The following is a 21,614-nucleotide window of genomic DNA, read 5'->3' as shown; positions in this document are numbered from 1 at the left end:
GATCCACCTCGCCGCTGCCGTGATAAACTCGCGATGAATCCCAACAGACCCTAGTACAGCCCTCGCCCGCTGAGCACTTCGCTCGGACCACGTGGATCAACCGGCAGGTAGGCCTGACGTGGTGCCACATAGCTGGCCTCGTTCTCGTAGGACACGGCGCGCGGATTTTCGGCGGCACGGCCGCGCGTGCGGCTGGAGGCCGACATTTCCGAGGTCGCGTTGATCGAGGCATGGTCCGCTGAGGTATTGCCGAGGCTATAGGGTCGTCCCTCCGGCATCGGTACCTCACCCCGGATTCGGCCGGCGGACGACGACATCTCGGGAACAAACGGACGGGCCGAAGCGACCCGAACCGTGGCCGGGGACGGCGCGGGCTCGCCGGTCCGCAGCGTCGCCAGGAGCTGGCGGTCGTCGGAGCCCTCAAGCGGAGCCCGGCCGACATATTCAACGCGGACCTTGGCGACGCCATTTGCTTTGAAATCAAGCAGTTCCGCCGCCTTGTTCGAGACGTCGATGAGGCGGTTACCGTGGTACGGGCCGCGGTCGTTGACCCGGACGATCAGCGACTTGCCGTTCCGGGTATTGGTCACGCGGGCGTAGCTCGGGATCGGCAGCGTCGGATGGGCGGCCGTCAGCGAGGTCATGTCGAAGATTTCGCCATTAGCGGTCAGACGGCCATGGAAGTCGTCGCCATACCAGGAAGCCATTCCCTCGGCGCGATAGTTTGGATCCTCTTCCGGCACGTAGACCCGGCCCGCGACGGTGTAGGGCTTGCCGATACGGTAAGTTCCCCCACCCTTCGGCACGGGCTCTCCGAACGCCACCACGCGGGGGCTCGAGGAGACGCCGTATTTGGGATCGATCCGCCTGGCGAATTTGTCTGATGAGGCGCAATTGGCAAGGACAAGGCATGTTGCCATGGCAACAGTACCACGAACTGCCAGAACGATTGTTGTTGGCCGTCGAATCCCCATCACCCCAACTACCATTTTCTAGCGGCCGACTGCCTATGTCGAAGCGTTGCGGCCTTACCCCGCGATGCGGCCCACCTCCGCATCAAGTGGTGAAGATATCGCAACCGGAACACGGCGGAAATGGGGTGTGGTCCCGCGTGGTGAATGAATGGTTGCTTTGCGCGCCGCCCGTCGGACTGGGCGCAACGCTTCGATTCACACTGTATGCGCCCTTCGTCATAGCCTCCCTGTGCCGCTTTCAGACAATCTGTTGCATCAAATCATCACTCACGACCGATGTGCGGTTCTGGCCCGTGAATCTTTTTGACTGTGCAACGATGCAGTCGTTCTGTGCGTTGCAGGGGCGCAAAGGATTTGTGCGATGATCGAGACAGTAACAGCGTTGATGGGCTTGGTGAGCGCAGGCATTTTCCTTGCCCATGCGTTTGAAGGCTATCGTTCCAGAGCGTGAGGTGTGAAGACCGGCGGCAGTAGCCGCCTGGGCTTCAGCGATAAATGGCGCCGTAGTTCCGATCGGGGATTCGGAAAAGGTCTAATAAATTCGGACGAGCATCGGATGTGGTAGGTCTCATGCGCAACCACGACATCGTCTCCAACGGATTTCTTGCGCTGGCGACCGCCAGTTTCGTGCTGCTGTGCTCCAGCCTGCTGGCCGTTGCGTTCGGTTGAACAGGTAGCCGAACCAATTGCGGCGTCCCGGCCAGAATTAGCTAGCGCCGCTTTACGGCCGACGCCGCCCCTCCCGCCCGGCGCATGTTTCGTACTCGATACAGCGTGTGTGAGTTTGCGGGAGCCGAGGCATTGACCGCTCCCCGTTCCTCGACGTTGTCTCCGCGATGCCGAGCGTCCTGCTCACGGCTTGCGCCCGCCGGTCGATTTGCGGAGCGCATTGATAATGCCATCGGACGACTGTCGGTCTTGCCCTACCGCACGACGGCGTCTTCCTGGCTTGGGCGCCCCAAATCCGATTTCTTCTCTTGTGTTTTCACCTTCGCATCGGCTAAGCGCTTGATCGTAAAGGCAAGGAAGGGTGGCCGAGTGGTTTAAGGCACCGGTCTTGAAAACCGGCGTGCCTGCAAGGGCACCGTGGGTTCGAATCCCACCCCTTCCGCCAACTTTAAGCAAAATCAATCCTTACCTCCAGTTTTTGGCATTTGGTTTTGGCTATTTCGTTCGCTGAGCGTTCATCTCAGCTTCCTCGGTTCGGACCAGATGGACAACTCCTGAAAGACTACATCTAGAGCGCCAGCCTGACGTTGCAGATATCGTGCTCCTGCGGGTCCGACTTCACCTCGAAGCCGAGGCTGCGGCACATCGCCAGCATCACCGAGTTTTCGGTCAGCACGTCGCCGGAAATCGCCTTTAATCCTTCGGACTTTGCATACTCGATGATCATCTGCATCAGGGTCCAGCCGAGCCCCCTGCCCTTGAGATCGGATCGGAGCAGGATCGCGTATTCGCCGCTCTCATAGATCGAGTCCGAATGGATCCTGACCACCCCGACCAGTTCGTTGGTCGTCTCGTCGAAGGCGACAAAGGCCATCGCCCGGGCGTAATCGAGCTGGGTCAGGCGGGCTATGAATTCATGGGAAAATTCCTTTATCGGTGCAAAGAACCGGAGCCGCAGGTCCTGCATCGTAACGTGTTTCAGCATCTCGTGGATCGCCGGCTCGTCCTCAGGCCGGATCGGACGGACGAACACGCGCCAGCCGTCCTTGACCTCGATGTGACGCTGCCATTGCGAGGGATAAGGCCGCACGGCGAAATTCGCAGGGCCCGAGCCACGAAACTTTCGTTCCACGCGCCCGATCACAACCCGCGCGTCGACGGCCAGCACGCCCGCCTCATCCGCCAACAGCGGATTGATGTCGAGCCCACGGATATCCGGAATGTCGGCGGCCATCTGCGCCAGCTTGACCAGAACCGTCGCAACGGCATCCTGCTTCACCGCCGGCACGTCGCGATAGGCCCGCAATAGCCGCGAGACACGGGTACGTTCGATCAGGCTGCGCGCCAGGTGCAGATCGAGCGGCGGCAGCGCCAGCGCCTTGTCATTGATGATCTCGACTGCCGTTCCGCCACGGCCGAACACGACGACAGTACCAAAGGTCGGATCGTCGGCGAGTCCAAGAATGAGCTCGCGCGCCTTCGCCCGCACCACCATCGCCTGCACCATCACGCCCGATATGCGCGCCTCCGGCCGCAGCGATCTTGCCCGCGCGAGAATCTCGCTGGTCGCCTTGCGCACCGCATCGGCGCTGGTGAGATTGAGCACCACCCCGCCAACGTCGGATTTGTGGACGATGTCGCGCGACATGATCTTGAGCACGACGGTCGCCCCCTGCGCAAAGATCGCATTCGCATGCGTGACTGCCTCTTCGGCATCGGCGGCGGCAAAGGTAGGCACGGCCCCGATATCGTAAGCGTCAAGGAGCCGCTTGACCTCGATCGGATCGAGCCATGAACGGCCGTCGGCCAGCGCCGCGGCAACGATCTGCCGCGCTGCATTGATATCGGGAGCGAATTCGCTCGGCATCGCGGGCGGAACCTGCGCCAGCGCCTCCACCACCTCGCGATGGCGGACCAGATGCATGAAGCCGCGCACGGCGTCGCCTTCGGTCGGATGGTTCGGAATGCCGGCCCCGCTCAAGAGATCGCCGATCGACGGCTCCGCGCCGACCCAGACCGCGAGAACGGGCTTCGGCGCCATGCGCTGCCCGGCGCGATACTTCTGCACCACGCCGGTCACGGCCACGGCGATTTCGTCGGCTCGCGCAATCGCCGTCTGCACGTTCATGACAAGCACGGCGTCGTTTTCGGGATCGGCCAGCAACGCTTCGAGCGCTGCGGCATAGCGAGCGGGATCGGCATCGCCGACGATATCGACCGGGTTCGATTTCGACCATGTCGGCGGCAAAACAGCGTTTAGCTTCTCGCGGATCCCCGGCGAGAGAGCGGCAGGAATTCCACCGAGCTCGACCAGCCGGTCAACCGCCAGCACGCCGATGCCGCCGCCATTGGTCAGAATTGCAAGCCGCTTTCCGGGCGGCGATTTGATCCGCCCGAGCGTCTCGGCGCAGTCGAACAATTCGCGCAGATCCGATACGCGCAGGATACCGGCGCGTTGAAACGCTGCGTCGTAGACGGCATCAGCCCCGGCCAGCGCTCCGGTGTGGGTTGCAGCGGCCCGCGCGCCTTGCGCCATGCGGCCTGACTTGACGACCACAACCGGCTTTATTCTGGCGGCGGCGCGTGCGGCCGACATGAACTTCCGGGCATCCTTGATCGCCTCGATGTAAAGCAGGATGGCGTGGGTCTTTTCATCCAGCGCGAAGTAATCGAGCAGATCGGCGATATCGACATCGAGCTGGTCACCAATCGAAACAATGCCGGAGAATCCGACGGCCCGCTGTGCCGCCCAATCCACCATGCCGGCGGCAATAGCGCCGGACTGCGAGATGAGCGCCAAATGGCCCGCGGCCGGCATATGTGCGGAAAAGCTCGCATTGAGACTGACGCCCGGCATCATGATGCCAAGGCAATTCGGGCCGATCAGCCGCATGCCGTATTTTTGCGCGGCGCGCTCCGCTGCTTCCGCCAGCGAGCCCGGACCGTGGCCGAGCCCGGCACTGACAATGACGGCGCCGGCCGCGCCGCGCCGACCCGCCTCATCTATCAGGCCGGCGATGGTATGGGCAGGCGCCGTGAGGACAACGAGTTCCGGCGCAAAGGACAGTTTTGCGATGCTGTCTGCTGCCGCGATGCCGTCGATCTCGTGATAGCGCGGATTGACGAGGCCGAATTCGCCCATGAATTGGGCCTTGCGAATATTGTTGAGAATGGCACGGCCTACCGAGCCGTGGCGCGGGCTGGCCCCTACCAGCGCGACGGAGTGCGGCGAAAGCAAATTTTTCAGACGATAGGTGGACATCGTTCTCCAATACCGGCAGGTCGCGGCCTTTGCGAAGCGGCAAGACGGTAACTTACCGCCGTCGGCAGGGGCGATTTCAGGTGCAGGCCACTGGCCAATCAGCTCGAGGAGCGTCCGCTGATCAAGTTCGACGTCGCCGCGATCATCCGCTCGGCGTGCCTGAACAGCCGTTCGGAGTCGCGGCGGAAGAAGTCGAGCTGATGTTGGCCGCATTCCTGGCACATCGTCCTGACGTCCCGTACCGAATGCGCGCTAGCCATCTTCGCGACGAACTCAGTGTACAAGTGCATCTCAGTCTGCGTTCGCTCCAGCATCTCGTCGCTGAGAAACACCAGTTCCTCGAACATTATCTTCTGCGCACCAAGCATGAACTCCAGCACGCCCTGGTTTAGCTTGGTGGCTTCCGCTTCTGCGTTTGCGGCTGCTGGAAAGGAACCGGAAGCAGCCCGTTCAGACAGCTCTGACATGACAATCTCCGATTTCTGAACTTCCACCGAAAGCGATACTGACCGGCTTCGGACCGGACAGTTAGGTGCATCAAACTGGCGTTATTGCGACCGCAGTTACCGCGACTAGGAGGTGAGACAAGGAACTCACGGAGACGAAAGGTCGCATCCCCCCGCCCGCCATGGATCAGCGCAACCAACTGCGCGCGACAATGGGAGCGCTGCGAACGATGACGTCAGCAGGCTCGGGCGTGTTTCAGCTCACGATAAGACGCGATGGCGGCGCCGAGCAGCTCTTCCCTTCGATCGCGATAGCCCGGCGGGGGCACCTTACTCCGTTTGCCGTTCTTGGCCTGCGGCGATCGGCTGGGAAGGCCGGCGAAACGCTTGAGATCGCGGAGGTCGCCCAATGCGCGTTGCATTCGCTTTGCCGGCCGATGGAGGTGAAGCAATTCGCTGCGGCTCTGCAGCGCGACGGTTTCCGTGAGCGCTTCCAGCATGTAGCGGAAACGTTTGACCTTGATCCGCAGCCGGTGACGGCGCGATTCACCCAGCGCCTTCAGGTGGCGTCCCTTGCGGATCAACCGTTCGTGCCAACGGTTGAGTTCGCGAGCGCAATAGACTTGCAGAGCCTCGGTCTCATTCCGCTTGCACCGCGCCAGCCACCCTCCCTGTCTGATCCAGTCAGCGATTGCCGAGATCAGGCGCTGCGTCCGAACGGTGCGCAGACAACGAACCAGGCGGCGGTGATCCCGCGTCTGGCGCTGATCGGCCTGCTTGATGACGTGCTTCGCCCAACCGCGGTAACGCTTGCGGCGCGCATATTCGACGAGGACGTCGCTGTCGCGTGCGGCGCCGAGCGAACCATTCAGCCAAGCGATTTCCTTTTTCACGCGCAGCCATTCCGCATCGACCACGATCGGCGCGAAGAACGCCACAGCGGCGCGCAACCGTGTAATCGCGACGCGAATCTGATGCACCGCCTCGGCATCGCCGGCGCATGCGCTGCTGTGCTGGGCCTCGATAGAAGCGATGCAGTCGAGCGCGATCGTCTGGAATGCGGTTGCACAGTCGAGACTCACCGCAGAGGTGTTGTGCAGGCCGGGTGTACTGGTTGGGCGACCGCGCATCGTCAAGGCTCGTCCGGCACCAAAGGCAGGACCGCCCGGGCGTTGCGCAGCGACTGTTCCGGCGTCCCAGAGGCATCGATCATATGCCATTGTACCGCGCCGAGCGCAAAAGTCTCCTGCTTCAGGGCGACGCTTCGTGTAGCATCGGACGCATCATCCCTGCGCTGCTCGATCCGCGCCAGCCGCGTCGCGAGATCGGTCGTCAGAAAAAGGCCGACGAACCGCGCATTGTGCGTGGCCGCGAGATTCTCGATTTCCTTCCGTTCCGCCTCCTGCAGATAGGCGGCATCGAGCACCACCGAACAGCCCTGGGCCAGCACACGCAGCGCTGCGCTCGAAAGCGCGCCATATACTCGCTCCGTCGTTGCGGATCGATAGGCAGATTCCGGCAGAGCGGTGGTTTCGCTGGTACCGAACAGGCGCTTGCGGATGACATCCGAGCGCACGATGAGTGCGCCGGGTGGCGGCTCGATCAGGCCTGCGAGTCCACGTGCAAGCACCGATTTTCCCGTCCCCGACAACCCGCCGATTGCCACCAGCAACGGCGGCGCGGGCGCAATGAGGCGTCCGGCCAGGTCGAAGTAGCGTTTGGCCTCCTGCCACACTGCATCGCTCTCTCCGGCATGCTCGCTCTTCACGAACAGCACATGCGCGCGGATCGCTGCCCGCATCGACAAGAACAGCGGCAGCAGGCGTAGCCCATCGAAGTCTTCATCCGCGGCTGCGGTAACGTAGCGATTGAACACTGCGTTTGCCGCTGCCGCCTGATTGAAGTGGATCAGATCCATCAGCGTAAACGCGAGATCGTAGAGAATGTCCGTCGTGGCAATGACAGGATCGAATTCGATGGCATCGAACAGCAGCGGCCGGCCGTCGACCAACGTAATATTCGCAAGATGCAGGTCGCCATGGCAACGGCGCACGAATCCCTGCTCGGCGCGCTGTCTGAGCAGCGGCTGCAATGTCGTTGCAGAGGCGCGGCTGGCGGCATCGAGTTGACCGATCGCAACGGAATCAAGTCCGTGTACGTTCTCAAACTTTGCGGTATTGCGGTCGATGATGGGTAGAACGGAGGCAAGCCAGCTTTCGCCGTCGTGGCGCGCTGCCCTGTCGTGGGATCGCAGAACCGCATCGGCCACGGCCGTCGCAAGCGACGGATCGATCGTCTTCGATACAGCGATACGGTCGAGCGACTGCTTTTCATCGAACCGTGTCATTTCGACCGCCCATTCGACCGCGGTGCCCGAGCCGCCGATTTCGAGGGCGCCATCGGAATTGCGCGTGATGGGAACAACACGCCGGTAGAGCTCGGGAGCGTTGCCGGCGTTGACCTTCAGTTCCTCCTCGCAGGCATTCTTGCGCTTCTCCAATGTCGAATAATCGAGGAACGGCAAGCGCACGGCACGCTTGATCTTCAGTGCCCGGTCAGCTCCGAGAAAAACCATGGAGGCGTGGGTATCGATCCGCTTGCCGCCCCCGGCCGCACCGAAACTGGAGCTATCGAGGAAATCGAGCACGTACTGCTGATTGTCAGCGTCGGCTGCGGCAGCATCTGGGGGTAGTCGCATAGTCATGGCTGCAGCACCGCGGCGCCCGTGATCTGCCCGGCGCGCAGCTTCGAGAGGACTTCATTCGCTTCCTGCAACGGAAATACGCTGGTGTGCGTCTTGATGCCAGCTTGCGCCGCGACCTTGAAGAACTCGATCCCGTCGCCCCGCGTCAGGTTGGCAACCGAAAGCAGCCGCCGCTCCTCCCAGAGCATGCGGTAAGGGAACGAGGGAATGTCCGACATGTGAATGCCGGCGCAGACCACGCGCCCGCCTTTGCGCACTGCTTGCAATGCCAGCGGCACCAGGGAGCCGACCGGCGCGTAGATGATAGCTGCGTCGAGCGGCACCGGAGGCTGCTCCTCCGACCCGCCGGCCCAAGCTGCGCCGAGCGATAGTGCAAGGCGCTGCGCCACGACGTCGCCCGCACGAGTGAACGCGTAGACCGATCGCCCCTGCCTGCGAGCCACCTGCGCGATGATGTGGCCGGCCGCACCAAAGCCGAAAATGCCGAGATGTTCTCCATCGCCCGCCATCACCAGCGAGCGCCAGCCGATCAGGCCCGCGCACAGCAAAGGAGCGACAGCGACGTCGTCATCGGCCTCGCCGAGTGGAAAGCAATAGCGCGCGTCCGCGACGAGATGCGTGGCAAATCCGCCGTCGCACGTGTAACCGGTGAAGCGCGGGCGGTCGCAAAGGTTTTCGCGGCCGCTCCGGCAATAGAGACAGTCGCCGCAGGTATGACCGAGCCAGGGAACGCCGACCCTTTCGCCGATCTTTAGAGACGTCACGCCGGCGCCAAGCGCTTCCACCCGACCGACCACCTCGTGGCCGGGAACGATCGGGTAGGCAATATCAGGCAGTTCTCCATCGACGACGTGCAGGTCGGTCCGGCATACGCCGCAGGCGCCAACCTTGACACGCACTTCGCCGGGCCCGGGCACTGGGTCCTCGCGCGGTTCAAACCGCAGCGGCGCGCCGGGCGTTTGCAGGACCATGGCGTGCATTCGTCCGCTATCCTCACGCAAGCATGTGCGGTCTGCCCGCGATGAGCGGGTCATGCCTGATCCCGTCAATCGAACCCGCCCAAGCCTTCCCTAACATGGCTACGTCGGTAGCGCAGTGCCAGCCACGGCGTTCTGCCATTTCTTGTGCGCATGGAACACAATGGCGGGCTAGGCACGCCGGCACATCCCGCTGAAGGAACGACCTACTCGCGCGCGCTCTTGCCGTTTTTCCTAAGACTGCCCCGCTATCGCCGGTCGTAAAGGCCGCGTTGCGGGGCATTTTTATTGACGCCCGCCAATCGATCTATCGATTGGACCTCGCCTCCAATTCTCGCACGGCCTTGAAGCCGTGCGAGGCCGCCTGCAGCGCCTCGCCGATATCGGATGCGCGATGCGCCGAGGATAGGAACATGTTGTGCTGGGGATGAAAGAACGCGCCGTGGCGGAGCGCGACCGAACAGAACACCCTACCCTTGCGTACTTCCGGGTCAGCCTCGAACAGCATCAGCGGCATTTGCGGCGGGCCGCTTTGGCGGATCTCGATGCCGTGCTCGTTCGCCAACGATGCCAATCCCTCGCGCAGCCTCATGCCCATCGCACGAATATGCCCGGGCACATCCGTCTCGCGTGCGATCCGCAGCGTCGCTCGCGCCGCCGCCATCGCCACCGTGCCGCACCAGAACGACCCGGTAACGAATACCTTGGTGGCGGCTTCGCGGAAGCGGTCGTTGCCGGTAACGGCGGCCAGCGCGTAGCCGTTGGCGATCGCCTTGCTCCAGGCGCACAGGTCCGGACGCACGCCGAACGCTTCCCAGCTCCCCTTGGTATCGAGACGCAGGCCGGCCCGCACTTCGTCGATGATCAAAGCGGCGTCGGCCGCATCGCATGCCGCACGCGCGGCTGCCGCGAATTCCTTCGTCGGCAGTTCGAGATCGCGCCCCATGTCGTGGCGGAAAGCCGTCACCAGGACCGCAGCGAGATCCTTGCCCGCTTCCTCGACCGCTGCTCGCAGGCTCTGCACATCATTGTACTCGAAGTGCACCAGATGCGCGCGATCCTCGGCGGTCACGCCGGCAACGCTCGGCGAGCACCATGGCAGCGCGCCGTGATAGCTGCCACGCGCGACGAGCACCTTGCGGCGTCCGGTGCCGGCACGGGCGATCGTCACGCAGCATGTGGTCGCATCGCCGCCGTTCTTCTGAAACATCGCCCAATCGGCATGCGGCAGCATGGCGACGAGATCCTCGGCAAGCTCCACCATGACCTCGCCCGGGCCGTTCAAGCAGTCGCCTTTGGCGGCCTGCGCCTCAGCCGCCGCCTGGACTTCGGGATGCCGGTGGCCAAGCAGGATGGGCCCCCAACTGCACATGAAGTCGATGTATTCGCGCCCGTCGACGTCGCGCACGCGGCAGCCCTCCGCGGAGGCGAAGAACTGCGGATAGCCTTCCGGGAGCCGCGCGGCATTCAGGTGGCCCCAGATGCCGCCGGGAACGACCCGCTTGGCCCGCGCCCGCAACATGGCATCCGCTGTCTGGGTTTCGCTCGACAGCGCCGTGTGCTCGGTCATGACGTTCTCTTGTTGTAATTCGCTGAGCAGAATGAGGCCCGACCGCGAGGATCGACGGCGCGGGCGTCACGCTTGCATCAAACCATCGGTCATGACAGGCGACAACATCCCTTTGCACGGCGCGGCCGCAAATGGCGACGGTTCCCGGCGCGCAATCAATCTGTTCGGGTAGCTTTTGGCTCGCTAAATCAATAAAAGACGCACTCCCGTCGCACGATCGTTTGCCAAACTCGGGTTCGGAGCCACGTTGAACGACTATCGTCCCATCGCCGTTGTCGCGCTCGTTGCATTCGCGTCGCTCGCCTTCGCGGGCTCCGCGTTGGCGCAAAGCGCGATTGCCGCCAATGTCGCCAAACCGGGATCCCTCCCCGAAATCGCCATTGGGTCTGCGAAGGCGCCGGTGACCATCACTGAATATTCTTCGATGAGTTGCCCGCATTGCGCGGCGTTCAGCCAGAATGTGCTTCCGATGCTGCGTTCGAAGTATATCGACACCGGCAAGGTACGCTTCGTGTTCCGCGAATTTCCACTCGACATCAAGGCAGCCGCAGCCTCGATACTGGCGCGCTGCGCCGGCAAGGGCGATTCCGAAAAATACCTTAGCGCAGTCGAGACCCTGTTCAAATTGCAGGAACGCCTGATGGCGCAGACCAAGGATACGCTGATCTATGTCGGTAAACTGCATGGAATGAGCGAGCAGGAAGTCGAGACCTGCGAGAAAGATCAGGCGCAATTCGACAAGCTTACCGCCGACCAACAATACGCTTATAGCGAGTTGAAGGTTACCTCGACGCCGACTTTCTTCCTCAACGGCGTGCGGCTGCAGGGCTCGATGTCGTTCGAGGAGCTGGAAGAACGGCTCAAGCCGCTGCTGAAGAAGTAACGCTCGCCGGCCGTCGCAATAACCCCTTGTCCGGCGTCGCGGCCTCGCCGATGATGGCCCCAACAAACATATTGGGGAGAGCGCCATGGCCACGGCTTTGCGCAACCGCGTGGTTGCTGTCCGGCGTCCTGGCGTCCTCGGCGCAAAACTATCCAAGCAAGCCGGTGCGCGTCGTGGTCGGTTTCCCAGCGGGCGGACCGACCGATGCCATTGCCCGCATCGTGGCGCAGAAGCTCACTGACCATCTCGGCCAACAGTTCTTTGTCGAGAACATCGGCGGCGCCGGCGGCAACACCGCAGCCGGCCAGGTCGCGCGCGTGACGCCGGACGGCTACACCATCATGGTGGTCAGCACCGGATTCGTCGTCAACCCCAGCCTCTACGCCAAGGTGCCATACGATCCGGTCAAGGATTTCGCGCCGGTGACGCTGGTCGCAGTTTCGCCGAATGTCGTCGTGGTCAACCCGCAGGTGCCGGCCAAAACGTTGCCGGAGCTGGTGCAGCTCGTCAGGGACAATCCCGGCAAATACAGCTTTGCTGGCCCCGGCGTCGGATCGACGCCGCATCTGGGTGGCGAGCTGTTTCGATTAGCCTTTAAGCTTGACCTCGTCCACGTCCCGTTCACGGGCGCTGCCCCGGCCATTCAGGCGACCATCGGGGGGCACACGCCGATCGCTTTTACCGCGCTGCCGCCTGCCCTCTCGGCGGTGCAGAGCGGACAATTGCGCGCGCTTGGTGTGGCTTCGACCGAACGGGCCGCAGGCCTGCCTGACGTCCCGACCTTCGCCGAACAGGGCATTAAGGATCAGGAGGCCGACACACTCACCGGGATCGTCGCCCCCGCAGGGACGCCGAAAGAAATCGTCGACCTGCTTCACCGCGAGATCGCCAGGATTGTCGCACAGCCGGACGTGACGCAACGCCTCACGACGCTCGGCTTCAAGGCGATCGCGAATACGCCAGACCAGTTCGGTGCGCGCATCAAGCTGCAGATGGATAAGTGGGGCAAGGTGGTACGCGATGCAAAGCTGCGGATCGAGTAGTGCGCTCAGCGCGTCCCGTTCGACGTTGGCCGATCCATAACCGCGTCCACCATGCTGATGAAGGTCAAGCCGATACGATTCTTCTGGATCCATGCTACCCGGCACTCATGCACGATCGACGAATCCTTTGCCATCACCAGGCGAAAGCGCTGCGGGACGAAGGCCGGATTGTCGACATCGATCGCGGCGCCCTCGCGTGAGATGTTCCGCACTACACAGCGCATCACGGAACCACTCAACGAAACATAGGCAGGCTCCTCGATCTCCGTTCGCGGAAATTTTCGTCGCTCTTCCATCCCCGTTCGTCCCATCCTGATCGATTCCGGCCAAACCGAAAGGCTAGCGCAAAACCTTAAACAAGTCGGACGCGTTCGCCGTATGGATTATTGGGCCCATTGTGCAGAGCGGTACGAAATCCTCCTCGCCGATGCGCAGGCGTGCTCCGCGTCGCTATGGACTTGCCGATCGTGGCGATGGCGCGATAGCTTTATCTACTGATCACTATCTACTGGTCACTGGCACGCGAACGCGACGAACCGGCAGGCTGGCCTTGAATACACCGATCGCAAACTCTGCCGATCTTGCGGGCGACCAGGCGGTGATCGCCCGGGCCGAGGCCATACAGTCTGATGTCGCAGCAGCTTCCGACGACATCGAGGCCGCGCGGCGGCTGCCGCCCACAGTGCTCGACAAGCTGCACGACGCGCAATTATTCCGTCTGTTGCTGCCCCGCTCGACCAACGGGATCGAAACCGATCCCGTGACTTTCTTCCACGTCATCGAAACCATTGCCAAGGCCGATGCTTCCACCGCCTGGTGTCTCAGCCAAGCCGGCGGTTGCGCGATGTCGGCGGCCTATCTCGATCTGCCGGTGGCGCAGGCGATCTTCGGCGATCCGCGCGCCGTATTGGCGTGGGGCCCCGGGCCCAGGGTTCGCGCGGTCGAATGCGACGGCGGCTACCGGGTGACCGGCGTCTGGTCCTTTGCATCCGGCGGCCGGCATGCGACCTGGCTCGGCGCGCATTGCCCGATCTATGCGGCCGACGGTTCGCCCAGATACGACGCCAATGGAGCCCCGCTCGAGCGCACCATGCTGGTACGCGCCGAAGACGTCGAGTGGACCGACATCTGGAACACCGTGGGCCTGCGCGGCACCGCCAGCGACCAGTTCGCGCTCAACGACTTCTTCGTGCGCGCCGACCATTCGATTACGCGTGAGTTCGACCGGGAATGCCGCGAGCGCGGCCCGCTCTACCGCATGAGCAACCACACCTGCTATCAGGTCGGCTTTGCCGGTGTCGCCTGCGGCATCGCCCGCACTGCCCTCGACAACTTCGTCGGTACGATGCGCAACAAGGTACCGCGTGGCGCGAGGATCTCGTTGCGGGATAATGCTGTGGTCCAGTGCAACCTCGCCCAGGCGGAAGTCAATCTCCGCGCCGCGCGGGGCTACGTGCTGCAATCGATGGCCGATACCTGGAAGGATCTCACCGCGGGCGCCACCATCACGGTCGCGCAGCGCATGAACATTCGCATGGCCTCGACCCATGCCATCCACAAGGCGCGCGAGGCGGTCGACTTTGCCTACAACGCCGCTGGCGCGACCGCGATCTTCGAAAACCATCCGCTGGAGCGGCGGTTCCGCGACATCCATACGGTGACCCAGCAGTTGCAAGGCCAGCTCAGGCATTTTGAAACGGTTGGCGCCTGGATGATGGGCGTCGATACGGACCTCAGCTTTGTTTAGGGGAGAGCGACCATGGGCGGACTGCAGCATTACACCATCGAGCCCGCCGATCTCGAGCGGACCAAGGATTTCTATTGCGATGTGCTCGGGCTCGAAAACGGCGATCGCCCTCGATTTCCCCGGCTATTGGCTCTATTCCGGCGGCACGGCCACGGTGCATCTGATGGGCACGCGCAAGCCGCGTGAGGGCATCGTCGTCCGCGGTACCGAGAAGAAGTACGAAGATACCGGCCGGCTTGACCATATCGCCTTTGCCGCCACCGATGTTGAGGGCATGCGCAAACGCCTACAGTCGAAAGGCGTCAAATTCCGCGAGAGCGTCGTGCCGCGCACCGGCGACATCCAGTTCTTTCTCTACGATCCCGATGGCGTCGGCGTGGAGCTGAACTTTCCGAAAACCTGAAGGGCTCGCTTAGCGCCGCCTGCCCTACACGTGATGTCGGGCTGCAACACCACCGGTCAAAGAACCAAGTTCCCGACAACGCCGCAAGTCAGCCATCAGTAAGGCGCGAGTCCGTCAGGGTTTCATCATCATTGCAATGAGATTGGGTGGGGCCGCGCCGCTGCGGCAGAATAGCCGGGTGCCGTGCCTTTCAACCTACCCCAGGGCACACGTACCCGGCTGTTCGTCCGGCCGACCCACCTAGTCGAGCCCGCGCTCGTGGCTCAGGTTGACCATTTCCTGAATGAAGATCGCCTTTTGCTTATCGTTCAGGGTGGCAAATAGCGGCTCGGCGGCATCGGCCACGTTGCGCTGATCGACGGCGCGATCATTGAGAAATTGAGCCTCATTGCGCATCTGCTCGATGATGTCGTCGGGAGGATCGCGTTTGGCGCGCGCAACGCGCAGATTGAGCCGGTCGGCGCCGTTATGACCGAGATAGTGCATCGCACTGTTGAACGCGGCCCAATGCTTCTCCTGCTCCGGCGTGAGATTTAGCTCCTTCTTGATCCGCTCGATATTGGCGTCGCTGTTGGCGACGATCTGTTCGGCCGTCAGCTGCGGCGCGCCGGTCTGGGTGAGGACGGCCGGCTGCTGCGGTTGTTGCTGCTTTGCGGTCTTCGTCGCTTTGGACCCCTTCGAAGGCTTCGCGGTATCACCTTGCTTGGAAGCCTCGCCCTGCTTGGAAGCCTCGCCCTGTTTGGAATCCTTCGCCGCCGGTGCCTGTCCGCTCTTGTTGTTATTGTTGCCCCCGGTCAGGACGCCGGTGACACCGGTGACCACGCCGACGACGCCGCCGATCGCGCCGCCCAGCACGCCTCCGACCGGGCCGGCAGCCTTGTTGCCCTCGCGCGCCCCTTGTTGCACGCCCTGCACCAGCCCTTGCGCGTTCGCGGTCGCACATGTGCCGAGAGCCAGCACGACTACCGCGCCAAGTACGAAACACCAGCGCGACGGCGTCGGCGCAAGCTGCTGAGGACGTGTCATTGTCGGGTCTCCATGGTCCATCGAGAAACCTTGCCACGCGCAATCGCCAAGGCGCGCGAGAATCCTCTTTGCCTAAACTATCGTTTCCGCCCCAAACTCGTCCACCGCTGCGCCGCACGGTTCCCCGGCAGGAAACAGCTTCCGGGCAAAGGCGTTACATGCGCGTTCGATCGACTGCGGCGCAATTGCACACCTGCGCGAGCGCAAAGTGTGCGGCGCAATATCGTCTCGTCGATTATTGACGATGTCGAGGACACGACATCATTGCTCCCGCGGCCCGGAATTTCCACGCAACGTTAGTTCAATGACGGCGGCCGCTGTGTTTTCTCGACAGATGCAAACAATTCTGGTCTGATCCGAGCACAAAATCTCCGCTGGCGGCCGCCTCGATGCGGCTCCCCTCCAGACGGAGAAGAATAATAAGAAGCAAAATCTGGCTCAGCAAAGAGGAAACGCTATGTCACGCAGGAAGCTTTCTCGCCGACAATTCGTTGCTGCGACAGCGCTATCATCCGCAGCGCTCATTACCGCGCCTTATGTGCGCGGCGCCCACGCCGCCGGTAAGCTATCGATCGGTTTCTGGGACCACTGGGTTCCCGGCGCCAACAAGGCCTCGACAGATATCGTCAATGCCTGGGCGGAAAAGGAGAAGGTCGAGGTTCAGATCGACTACATCCCGAGCCAGGGAAACAAGAACCTGCTCACCATCGCAGCCGAAGCACAGGCGAAATCCGGCCACGACATTCTCGCCATGCCAACCTGGTGGCCGCATGCGCAGGCCGAGCTGCTGGAACCCATGAACGACGTCATGGAAGGCCTCATCAAGCAGAACGGCGAACCCAACGGTACCGTGAAATATCTTGGCCAGTCGAAAGGCAAATGGCTCGCGGTGCCCGCGAGCGTCGGCAGCCAGATCAAGGGGCCCTGCTCCCGCATCGACCTGATGAAGCAGCATGCCGGCATCGACGTGCAGGCATTGTATCCCGCAGGTGCCGCGCCGAAGGCCGATAGCTGGACCTTGGACACCTTCCTCAAGGCCGCAGAGGCCTGCCATAAAGGCGGCGTTCCGTTCGGCATCGGACTTGGCGAGACCAGCGACAATGTCGATACGGCCGGCGCGATCTTCCAGTCGTTCGGCGCAGCCCTTGTCGATGAGAAGGGTAACGTCACCGTCAAGACCGACGCGGTGCGCCAGGCACTGGAATTCTACAAGAAGCTGATCTCCTTCCTGCCACCTGACGCCGGCGCCTGGGACGACTCCTCCAACAACAAATGGCTGGTCTCCGGCAGAGGCGCCATGGTCATGAACCCGCCGAGCGCCTGGGCAGTCGCCAAGCGCGACGCACCTCAGGTGGCCGAGCAGTGCTGGACCCACGGCTTCCCGGCCGGTCCGAAGGGCCGCTACGCACCTTACCTCTCCTACTTCTGGGGCACCTGGTCGTTCTCCAAGAACAAGGAAGCGGCCAAGAGCGTGCTCAGGGCGCTTTCGCAAGCGGATGCGATTGAGAAAATGTGTGTGGCGAGCGGAGGCTACGATCTACCTTGCTACGAAAAACTAACCACGCTGAAGGTCTGGCAGGAGGAAGGGCCGCCAAAGGGCACGCTCTATCATTATCCGAACCCGCACAACCACCAGACCCTTTCGATTGCCGCGGCGCCCGCACCGCCGAAGATCGCGCAGCAGATCTATACGCAGGCGACCCTGACGAAGATGTGCCTGCGCTATCACAAGGGCGAAGCGATGGAAAAGGTGCTCGCCTGGGCTGAAGGCGAGTGCGAAGGCTTCATGCGGAGCTGACGGAAGGGATACCCTGGCGGCCTGCCTGATCGCAGGCCGCCATTCGCTATCCACCTTCAATCGTAGGCCAGGCGAAGCCGACAGAAACGTTGTAGGGATGAAAACGCACCATGGTTGACGTCGCATTGCAGCCCAACCGGTCTGCCGCGCAAGCCGCGCGCAAACGCTCCAGCCTGCACAGAATGCTCAAGCGCAAATCGACTGTGGCGTTCCTGATGACGCTGCCGCTGATCCTCCTGATCGCGACTCTCGTGATCTATCCGGCATTCTATGCGCTGCACCTGGCGACCTTGAACAAGTCGATGGAGCGCTTCGTCGGGCTCAGCAATTTCGAATTCCTGTTCAGACGCGAGACGTTCTGGCTCGTCGTCAAGCAATCCTGCATCTTCGCGATCACAGCCGTCATCTTCAAGGCGCTGCTGGGCTTTATCATTGCGCATTTCGTTCACAACATACCGGCCAAGGGCCAACGCAAATGGCGCGGCATGCTGCTGGTGCCGTGGGTGATCCCCCCGGCGATGAGCACACTGGCGTGGCTATGGCTATTTGATCCCTCCTACAGCGCGTTCAACTACACGCTCTCTTTCTTCGACATCGGGCCGATCCCGTGGACCGGCGATCCCATGTGGGCGCGCTTCTCAGTCATTCTCGTCAACATCTGGGTTGGCGCGCCGTTCTTCATGATAATGTATCTGGCGGCGCTGAAATCCGTGCCGGAACAGCTCTACGAGGCGGCCGCCATCGACGGCGCCAATTGGTGGCAGCGCATCTGGTACGTCACGCTGCCGATGATGCGAAACATCATCGCGATTACGACGCTGTTCTCGCTGATCGTGACGTTCGCCAATTTTGACATCGTGCGCATCCTGACCGCCGGCGGCCCGCTCGATCATACCCATATCTTCGCGACGTGGGCGTTCCGCATCGGAATCGAAGGCAGCGATATACCGCTGGGCGCCAGCGTATCCCTCTTCATGGTGCCGATCCTGGCGGTCGCGGCGATCTTCATTTTGCGCGACGTCAACAAACGCGGGAATGAATCCTGATGACAACAGTGACAGTCGACAAGGCGACGCCGACCCGCAAAGTCAAGTACGGCAGCATGAGCCGCGACCGAACCTGGGCGCTGCGCTGGTCCTATTTCTTCCTGGTGATCTTCGCCATTTTCTCGCTGACGCCTCCGATCTACATGCTCATCACGTCGTTGAAGAGCAGCGCGGAGATTTCGGCCGCGACCAATCCGTGGTGGGTGTTCCACCCAACGCTCGAGAACTATGTCGGTCTGCTGACCTCGAACCAGTTTCTGCGCTTCTTCTGGAATTCGGCAATCGTCTCGATCTTCGTCGTTACCATCACCATGCTGATCTCCGTGCCGGCTGCATTCGCGCTGGCACGGATGCGGTTCTGGGGTTCTGCGGTTCTCGCCACTGGTGTCTTCCTGACCTATCTCATTCCCGAGACACTGCTCTTCATTCCGCTCTTCAAGATGTTTGCCGTCATTGGCGATTGGACCGGCATCCAGCTCATCAACAGATGGTATGTGCTGCTGATCCTCTATCCGACCCTGACGGTGCCGTTCTGCACCTGGATCATGATCGGCTACTTCGCTTCGATCCCGAAAGAACTCGATGAGGCCGCCATCATCGATGGCGCGTCCTGGATCCAGACGCTGACGCGGATATTCATTCCGGTTGCCTTTCCCGGCATCATTGCGGCGACCATCTTCGCCTTCACAGTGTCGTGGGCGCAATTCCTCTATCCGCTGGTGTTCACGACGTCGACCGACCAGCTCGTCATGCCGGTCGGCATCATTACCTCGTTGATCAAGGGCGACGTGTTCAACTGGGGGCAGATCATGACCGGCGCCCTGCTCGGCGCAGCGCCGCCGCTCATCATCTACGCGTTCCTGATGGATTATTACATTGCCGGCCTGACCGCCGGTGCGACAAAGGGTTGATCTCATGGCTGACGTGACGCTGCGTAAGGTTGTGAAGCGCTATGACGAGGTCGAGGCGGTGCGCGGCATCGATCTCGACATTGCGGACCATGAGTTCGTGGTGCTCGTCGGACCATCGGGCTGCGGAAAGTCGACGACGCTGCGGATGATCGCCGGCCTGGAAGATATCTCCGACGGCGACATCATGATCGGCGGCGACATCGTCAACGACGTGCCGCCGAAGGATCGCGATATCGCGATGGTGTTTCAGAACTACGCGCTCTATCCGCACATGACGGTTGCGGAGAACATGTCGTTCGGATTGCGGCTGAAGCGCTACCCGAAGGCCGAGATCAAGAGCCGTATCGACGAGGCTGCGCGCATGCTCGACATCGTCGAACTGGTCGACCGCAAGCCGAAGCAATTGTCCGGCGGCCAGCGCCAGCGCGTCGCCATGGGCCGCGCCATCGTGCGTAACCCAAAGGTGTTTCTGTTCGACGAGCCGCTGTCCAACCTCGACGCCAAGCTGCGCGTGCAGATGCGGATCGAGATCAAGAAGGTGCACCAGAAGGTTCGCACCACGACGGTCTACGTGACCCACGACCAGGTGGAGGCAATGACGTTGGCCGACCGCGTGGTGGTGATGAACCATGGCCGGATCGAGCAGATCGGCACGCCGAACGAGCTCTATCACAAGCCGGCGACGAAATTCGTCGCCAGCTTCATCGGTTCGCCGGCGATGAATTTTATCCCGTGCCGGTTGGAGGATCTCGCCGGCAAGTTGCACATCCGGTTGACCGACCGCATCGCCTTCCCGCTGCCGCCGGCCCGCGCTGCCCGATATCAGGGCATTCCGCGCACCGACAAATTGCTGCTGGGGCTGCGGCCCGAGCATATCACCGAGGCTCGGCCGCATCTTGCATCCGGCATGGAGGCCTTCGACACCGTGCTCGACGTCACCGAGCCGATGGGAATGGAGACGCTAATCTATTTTACGCTGGAAGGCTCGCAGGTCTGCGGCCGGGTCAACCCCAATGCCGGCGCGCAGGATGGCGCTCCCCTCCGATTGGCTGTGGACCTCAACAATATGCACCTGCTAAACGAGGTGACCGGCGTCGTCCTTTGACGGCGCAATTGCGTGACCTAAGGGCAGGAAATGACTACCAACAAGAAGAAAATCTTCATTACGGAATCGATGTCGCAGCAGGGAAGAGCGCTGCTTCACGCGCGAGAAGACATCGAACTCGTCGAATTTCCCAACATGATTTCGCAGAAGGATTTCGAAGCCAAGCTGAAGGAGCATGCGCCGGTGCACGGTGTCGCCCTTGGCGCCACCCGCTTCGGCGAGCCCGAGTTGGAAGCCTCGAAAGACATGCTGGTCGTCACCCGGATCGGTGTTGGATTCGACGCCGTCGACGTCCCCGCGCTGAGCCGCCGCAAGGTGCCGCTGATGGTGGCGGGCACCGCCAATTCGCCATCGGTTGCCGAACACGCGCTGTTCATGATGCTCACGCTCGCCAAGCGCGCAACGGAAATGCATTCGCTGGTCAGGGACGACAAATGGGCTGACAGGCTCGGGATGCTGCCCTACGACCTCTTCGGCAAGACCGTCCTGATCGTCGGTTTCGGGCGCATCGGCACGCGCACGGCCAAGCGCTGCCTCGCGATGGAAATGAACGTCCTGGTTTTCGATCCCTATAAGTCCCCCGCCGACATCAAGGCCGCCGGTTGCGAACTGGTCGCCGACCTCAACGCGGCACTGCCGCGCGCCGACTTCGTCAGCATCCATTGCCCCAAGAACCCGGAGACGGTCGGCATGTTCAATGCCGACAGGCTGAAGCGGATGCAGCCGTCAGCCTATCTGATCAACACGGCGCGCGGCGGCATCGTCGACGAGGCCGCGTTGCACGACGCGCTGGTGTCCGGCAAGCTTGCCGGCGCGGGCCTCGACGTTTTCGAGCAGGAGCCGCCGCCGGCCGGTCAGGCGTTGCTCGCCCTGCCGAACGTCATCATGGCGCCGCATGTCGCCGGCGTCACGGTGGAAGCCGTGGACCGGATGAGCGAGCAGACGGCCCGCAACATTCTGAGCGTATTGGACGGCGATCCCTTGCGCCAGAACGTGATCAATCAGGACGTGCTCGGCTAAAATCGTCCGCAGTAAATGGCCCCAGGCATG

Annotated in this window: 18 protein-coding genes, 1 tRNA gene and 1 pseudogene; 11 read left to right on the top strand and 9 right to left on the bottom strand. The window is 62.2% G+C overall.

The features are described from left to right. Window positions 1–50: 50 nt before the first annotated feature. Window positions 51–920, bottom strand: coding sequence for a septal ring lytic transglycosylase RlpA family protein (locus CQ13_RS25200; protein ID WP_057845531.1), 870 nt, complete (start codon window positions 918–920; stop codon window positions 51–53). Between the two features lie 1,078 nt (window positions 921–1,998). On the opposite strand from CQ13_RS25200, the gene CQ13_RS25195 reads away from it, so the two are divergent. Beyond that, window positions 1,999–2,088: transfer RNA gene (locus CQ13_RS25195), tRNA-Ser, on the top strand. Between the two features lie 123 nt (window positions 2,089–2,211). Here the strand turns inward: CQ13_RS25195 and CQ13_RS25190 are convergent. The 6 genes from CQ13_RS25190 to CQ13_RS25165 form a co-directional block, all read right to left on the bottom strand. Further along, window positions 2,212–4,905: a bifunctional acetate--CoA ligase family protein/GNAT family N-acetyltransferase gene (locus CQ13_RS25190; RefSeq protein WP_057845530.1), complete on the bottom strand. Its 2,694-nt coding sequence runs from the start codon at window positions 4,903–4,905 to the stop codon at window positions 2,212–2,214. Between the two features lie 98 nt (window positions 4,906–5,003). Then, entirely contained in the window at window positions 5,004–5,372 is a 369-nt protein-coding gene (locus CQ13_RS25185) for a hypothetical protein (RefSeq protein ID WP_028346052.1), read from the bottom strand. A gap of 215 nt (window positions 5,373–5,587) precedes the next feature. Further along, complete coding sequence (locus CQ13_RS25180; protein WP_057845529.1) at window positions 5,588–6,481, bottom strand: CHAD domain-containing protein; 894 nt, start codon at window positions 6,479–6,481, stop codon at window positions 5,588–5,590. A gap of 2 nt (window positions 6,482–6,483) precedes the next feature. Beyond that, window positions 6,484–8,049, bottom strand: a complete 1,566-nt coding sequence (locus tag CQ13_RS25175; protein WP_082637631.1) for a bifunctional aminoglycoside phosphotransferase/ATP-binding protein — start codon at window positions 8,047–8,049, stop codon at window positions 6,484–6,486. Window positions 8,050–8,051: 2 nt separating this feature from the next. Then, the gene (locus CQ13_RS25170; RefSeq protein ID WP_057845527.1) at window positions 8,052–9,035 is read right to left on the bottom strand and encodes a zinc-dependent alcohol dehydrogenase family protein; all 984 of its coding nucleotides are present in this window, start codon (window positions 9,033–9,035) and stop codon (window positions 8,052–8,054) included. A 304-nt stretch (window positions 9,036–9,339) separates the two neighbouring features. Continuing rightward, window positions 9,340–10,602, bottom strand: coding sequence for an aminotransferase class III-fold pyridoxal phosphate-dependent enzyme (locus CQ13_RS25165; protein ID WP_057845526.1), 1,263 nt, complete (start codon window positions 10,600–10,602; stop codon window positions 9,340–9,342). Window positions 10,603–10,849: 247 nt separating this feature from the next. Between CQ13_RS25165 and CQ13_RS25160 the strand changes: the two genes are divergently transcribed. Both CQ13_RS25160 and CQ13_RS25155 read left to right on the top strand, forming a co-directional pair. Next, window positions 10,850–11,485: a DsbA family protein gene (locus tag CQ13_RS25160; RefSeq protein WP_057845525.1), complete on the top strand. Its 636-nt coding sequence runs from the start codon at window positions 10,850–10,852 to the stop codon at window positions 11,483–11,485. A 113-nt stretch (window positions 11,486–11,598) separates the two neighbouring features. Continuing rightward, complete coding sequence (locus tag CQ13_RS25155) at window positions 11,599–12,528, top strand: Bug family tripartite tricarboxylate transporter substrate binding protein (protein WP_057845524.1); 930 nt, start codon at window positions 11,599–11,601, stop codon at window positions 12,526–12,528. Window positions 12,529–12,533: 5 nt separating this feature from the next. Here CQ13_RS25155 and CQ13_RS25150 read toward each other — a convergent pair whose 3' ends face one another. After that, window positions 12,534–12,824, bottom strand: coding sequence for a PilZ domain-containing protein (locus tag CQ13_RS25150; RefSeq protein ID WP_057845523.1), 291 nt, complete (start codon window positions 12,822–12,824; stop codon window positions 12,534–12,536). A gap of 254 nt (window positions 12,825–13,078) precedes the next feature. Between CQ13_RS25150 and CQ13_RS25145 the strand changes: the two genes are divergently transcribed. The 3 genes and pseudogenes from CQ13_RS25145 to CQ13_RS25140 all read left to right on the top strand — a co-directional run bounded on the left by CQ13_RS25145 (window position 13,079) and on the right by CQ13_RS25140 (window position 14,678). Beyond that, the gene (locus CQ13_RS25145) at window positions 13,079–14,275 is read left to right on the top strand and encodes an acyl-CoA dehydrogenase family protein (RefSeq protein WP_057845522.1); all 1,197 of its coding nucleotides are present in this window, start codon (window positions 13,079–13,081) and stop codon (window positions 14,273–14,275) included. Between the two features lie 12 nt (window positions 14,276–14,287). Then, window positions 14,288–14,344: pseudogene (locus CQ13_RS47235) on the top strand (hypothetical protein); the annotation flags it as partial. 10 nt (window positions 14,345–14,354) lie between these two features. Further along, window positions 14,355–14,678 carry a VOC family protein gene (locus CQ13_RS25140; protein ID WP_057845521.1) on the top strand — a complete coding sequence of 108 codons (324 nt, stop codon included), beginning with the start codon at window positions 14,355–14,357 and terminating at the stop codon, window positions 14,676–14,678. 240 nt (window positions 14,679–14,918) lie between these two features. On the opposite strand, the gene CQ13_RS25135 is transcribed toward CQ13_RS25140, so the two are convergent. Next, a complete protein-coding gene (locus CQ13_RS25135; protein ID WP_057845520.1) occupies window positions 14,919–15,704 on the bottom strand; it encodes a Spy/CpxP family protein refolding chaperone in 786 nt (261 codons plus the stop codon). Between the two features lie 457 nt (window positions 15,705–16,161). Between CQ13_RS25135 and CQ13_RS25130 the strand changes: the two genes are divergently transcribed. From CQ13_RS25130 to CQ13_RS25110, 5 genes are all read left to right on the top strand, one after another. Then, window positions 16,162–17,502, top strand: a complete 1,341-nt coding sequence (locus CQ13_RS25130) for an ABC transporter substrate-binding protein (RefSeq protein ID WP_057845519.1) — start codon at window positions 16,162–16,164, stop codon at window positions 17,500–17,502. 110 nt (window positions 17,503–17,612) lie between these two features. Continuing rightward, entirely contained in the window at window positions 17,613–18,548 is a 936-nt protein-coding gene (locus CQ13_RS25125) for a carbohydrate ABC transporter permease (protein ID WP_057845518.1), read from the top strand. Further along, window positions 18,548–19,459, top strand: a complete 912-nt coding sequence (locus CQ13_RS25120; RefSeq protein WP_057845517.1) for a carbohydrate ABC transporter permease — start codon at window positions 18,548–18,550, stop codon at window positions 19,457–19,459. The genes CQ13_RS25125 and CQ13_RS25120 overlap by 1 nt, the downstream gene beginning before the upstream one ends. A 4-nt stretch (window positions 19,460–19,463) precedes the next feature. Continuing rightward, a complete protein-coding gene (locus tag CQ13_RS25115; RefSeq protein ID WP_057845516.1) occupies window positions 19,464–20,564 on the top strand; it encodes an ABC transporter ATP-binding protein in 1,101 nt (366 codons plus the stop codon). Window positions 20,565–20,594: 30 nt separating this feature from the next. Then, on the top strand, window positions 20,595–21,584 hold the full coding sequence (locus tag CQ13_RS25110; protein ID WP_057845515.1) for a hydroxyacid dehydrogenase: 990 nt from the start codon (window positions 20,595–20,597) through the stop codon (window positions 21,582–21,584). Window positions 21,585–21,614 lie beyond the last annotated feature (30 nt).

The sequence above is a fragment of the Bradyrhizobium retamae genome (assembly GCF_001440415.1).
Classification (GTDB): Bacteria; Pseudomonadota; Alphaproteobacteria; order Rhizobiales; family Xanthobacteraceae; genus Bradyrhizobium; species Bradyrhizobium retamae.
The sequence above is the reverse complement of the archived record's forward strand: the minus strand, read 5'-3'. Positions and strand labels throughout refer to the sequence as shown.

Bases quoted from the DNA above. Each gene is read 5' to 3' on its own strand.
- CQ13_RS25200 (WP_057845531.1), bottom strand. From the start codon at position 920: ATGGCAACATGCCTTGTCCTTGCCAATTGCGCCTCATCAGACAAATTC.
- CQ13_RS25190 (WP_057845530.1), bottom strand. From the start codon at position 4,905: ATGTCCACCTATCGTCTGAAAAATTTGCTTTCGCCGCACTCCGTCGCG.
- CQ13_RS25185 (WP_028346052.1), bottom strand. From the start codon at position 5,372: ATGTCAGAGCTGTCTGAACGGGCTGCTTCCGGTTCCTTTCCAGCAGCC.
- CQ13_RS25180 (WP_057845529.1), bottom strand. From the start codon at position 6,481: ATGCGCGGTCGCCCAACCAGTACACCCGGCCTGCACAACACCTCTGCG.
- CQ13_RS25175 (WP_082637631.1), bottom strand. From the start codon at position 8,049: ATGCGACTACCCCCAGATGCTGCCGCAGCCGACGCTGACAATCAGCAG.
- CQ13_RS25170 (WP_057845527.1), bottom strand. From the start codon at position 9,035: ATGCACGCCATGGTCCTGCAAACGCCCGGCGCGCCGCTGCGGTTTGAA.
- CQ13_RS25165 (WP_057845526.1), bottom strand. From the start codon at position 10,602: ATGACCGAGCACACGGCGCTGTCGAGCGAAACCCAGACAGCGGATGCC.
- CQ13_RS25150 (WP_057845523.1), bottom strand. From the start codon at position 12,824: ATGGAAGAGCGACGAAAATTTCCGCGAACGGAGATCGAGGAGCCTGCC.
- CQ13_RS25140 (WP_057845521.1), top strand. From the start codon at position 14,355: ATGTGCTCGGGCTCGAAAACGGCGATCGCCCTCGATTTCCCCGGCTAT.
- CQ13_RS25135 (WP_057845520.1), bottom strand. From the start codon at position 15,704: ATGACACGTCCTCAGCAGCTTGCGCCGACGCCGTCGCGCTGGTGTTTC.
- CQ13_RS25130 (WP_057845519.1), top strand. From the start codon at position 16,162: ATGTCACGCAGGAAGCTTTCTCGCCGACAATTCGTTGCTGCGACAGCG.
- CQ13_RS25125 (WP_057845518.1), top strand. From the start codon at position 17,613: ATGGTTGACGTCGCATTGCAGCCCAACCGGTCTGCCGCGCAAGCCGCG.
- CQ13_RS25120 (WP_057845517.1), top strand. From the start codon at position 18,548: ATGACAACAGTGACAGTCGACAAGGCGACGCCGACCCGCAAAGTCAAG.
- CQ13_RS25115 (WP_057845516.1), top strand. From the start codon at position 19,464: ATGGCTGACGTGACGCTGCGTAAGGTTGTGAAGCGCTATGACGAGGTC.
- CQ13_RS25110 (WP_057845515.1), top strand. From the start codon at position 20,595: ATGACTACCAACAAGAAGAAAATCTTCATTACGGAATCGATGTCGCAG.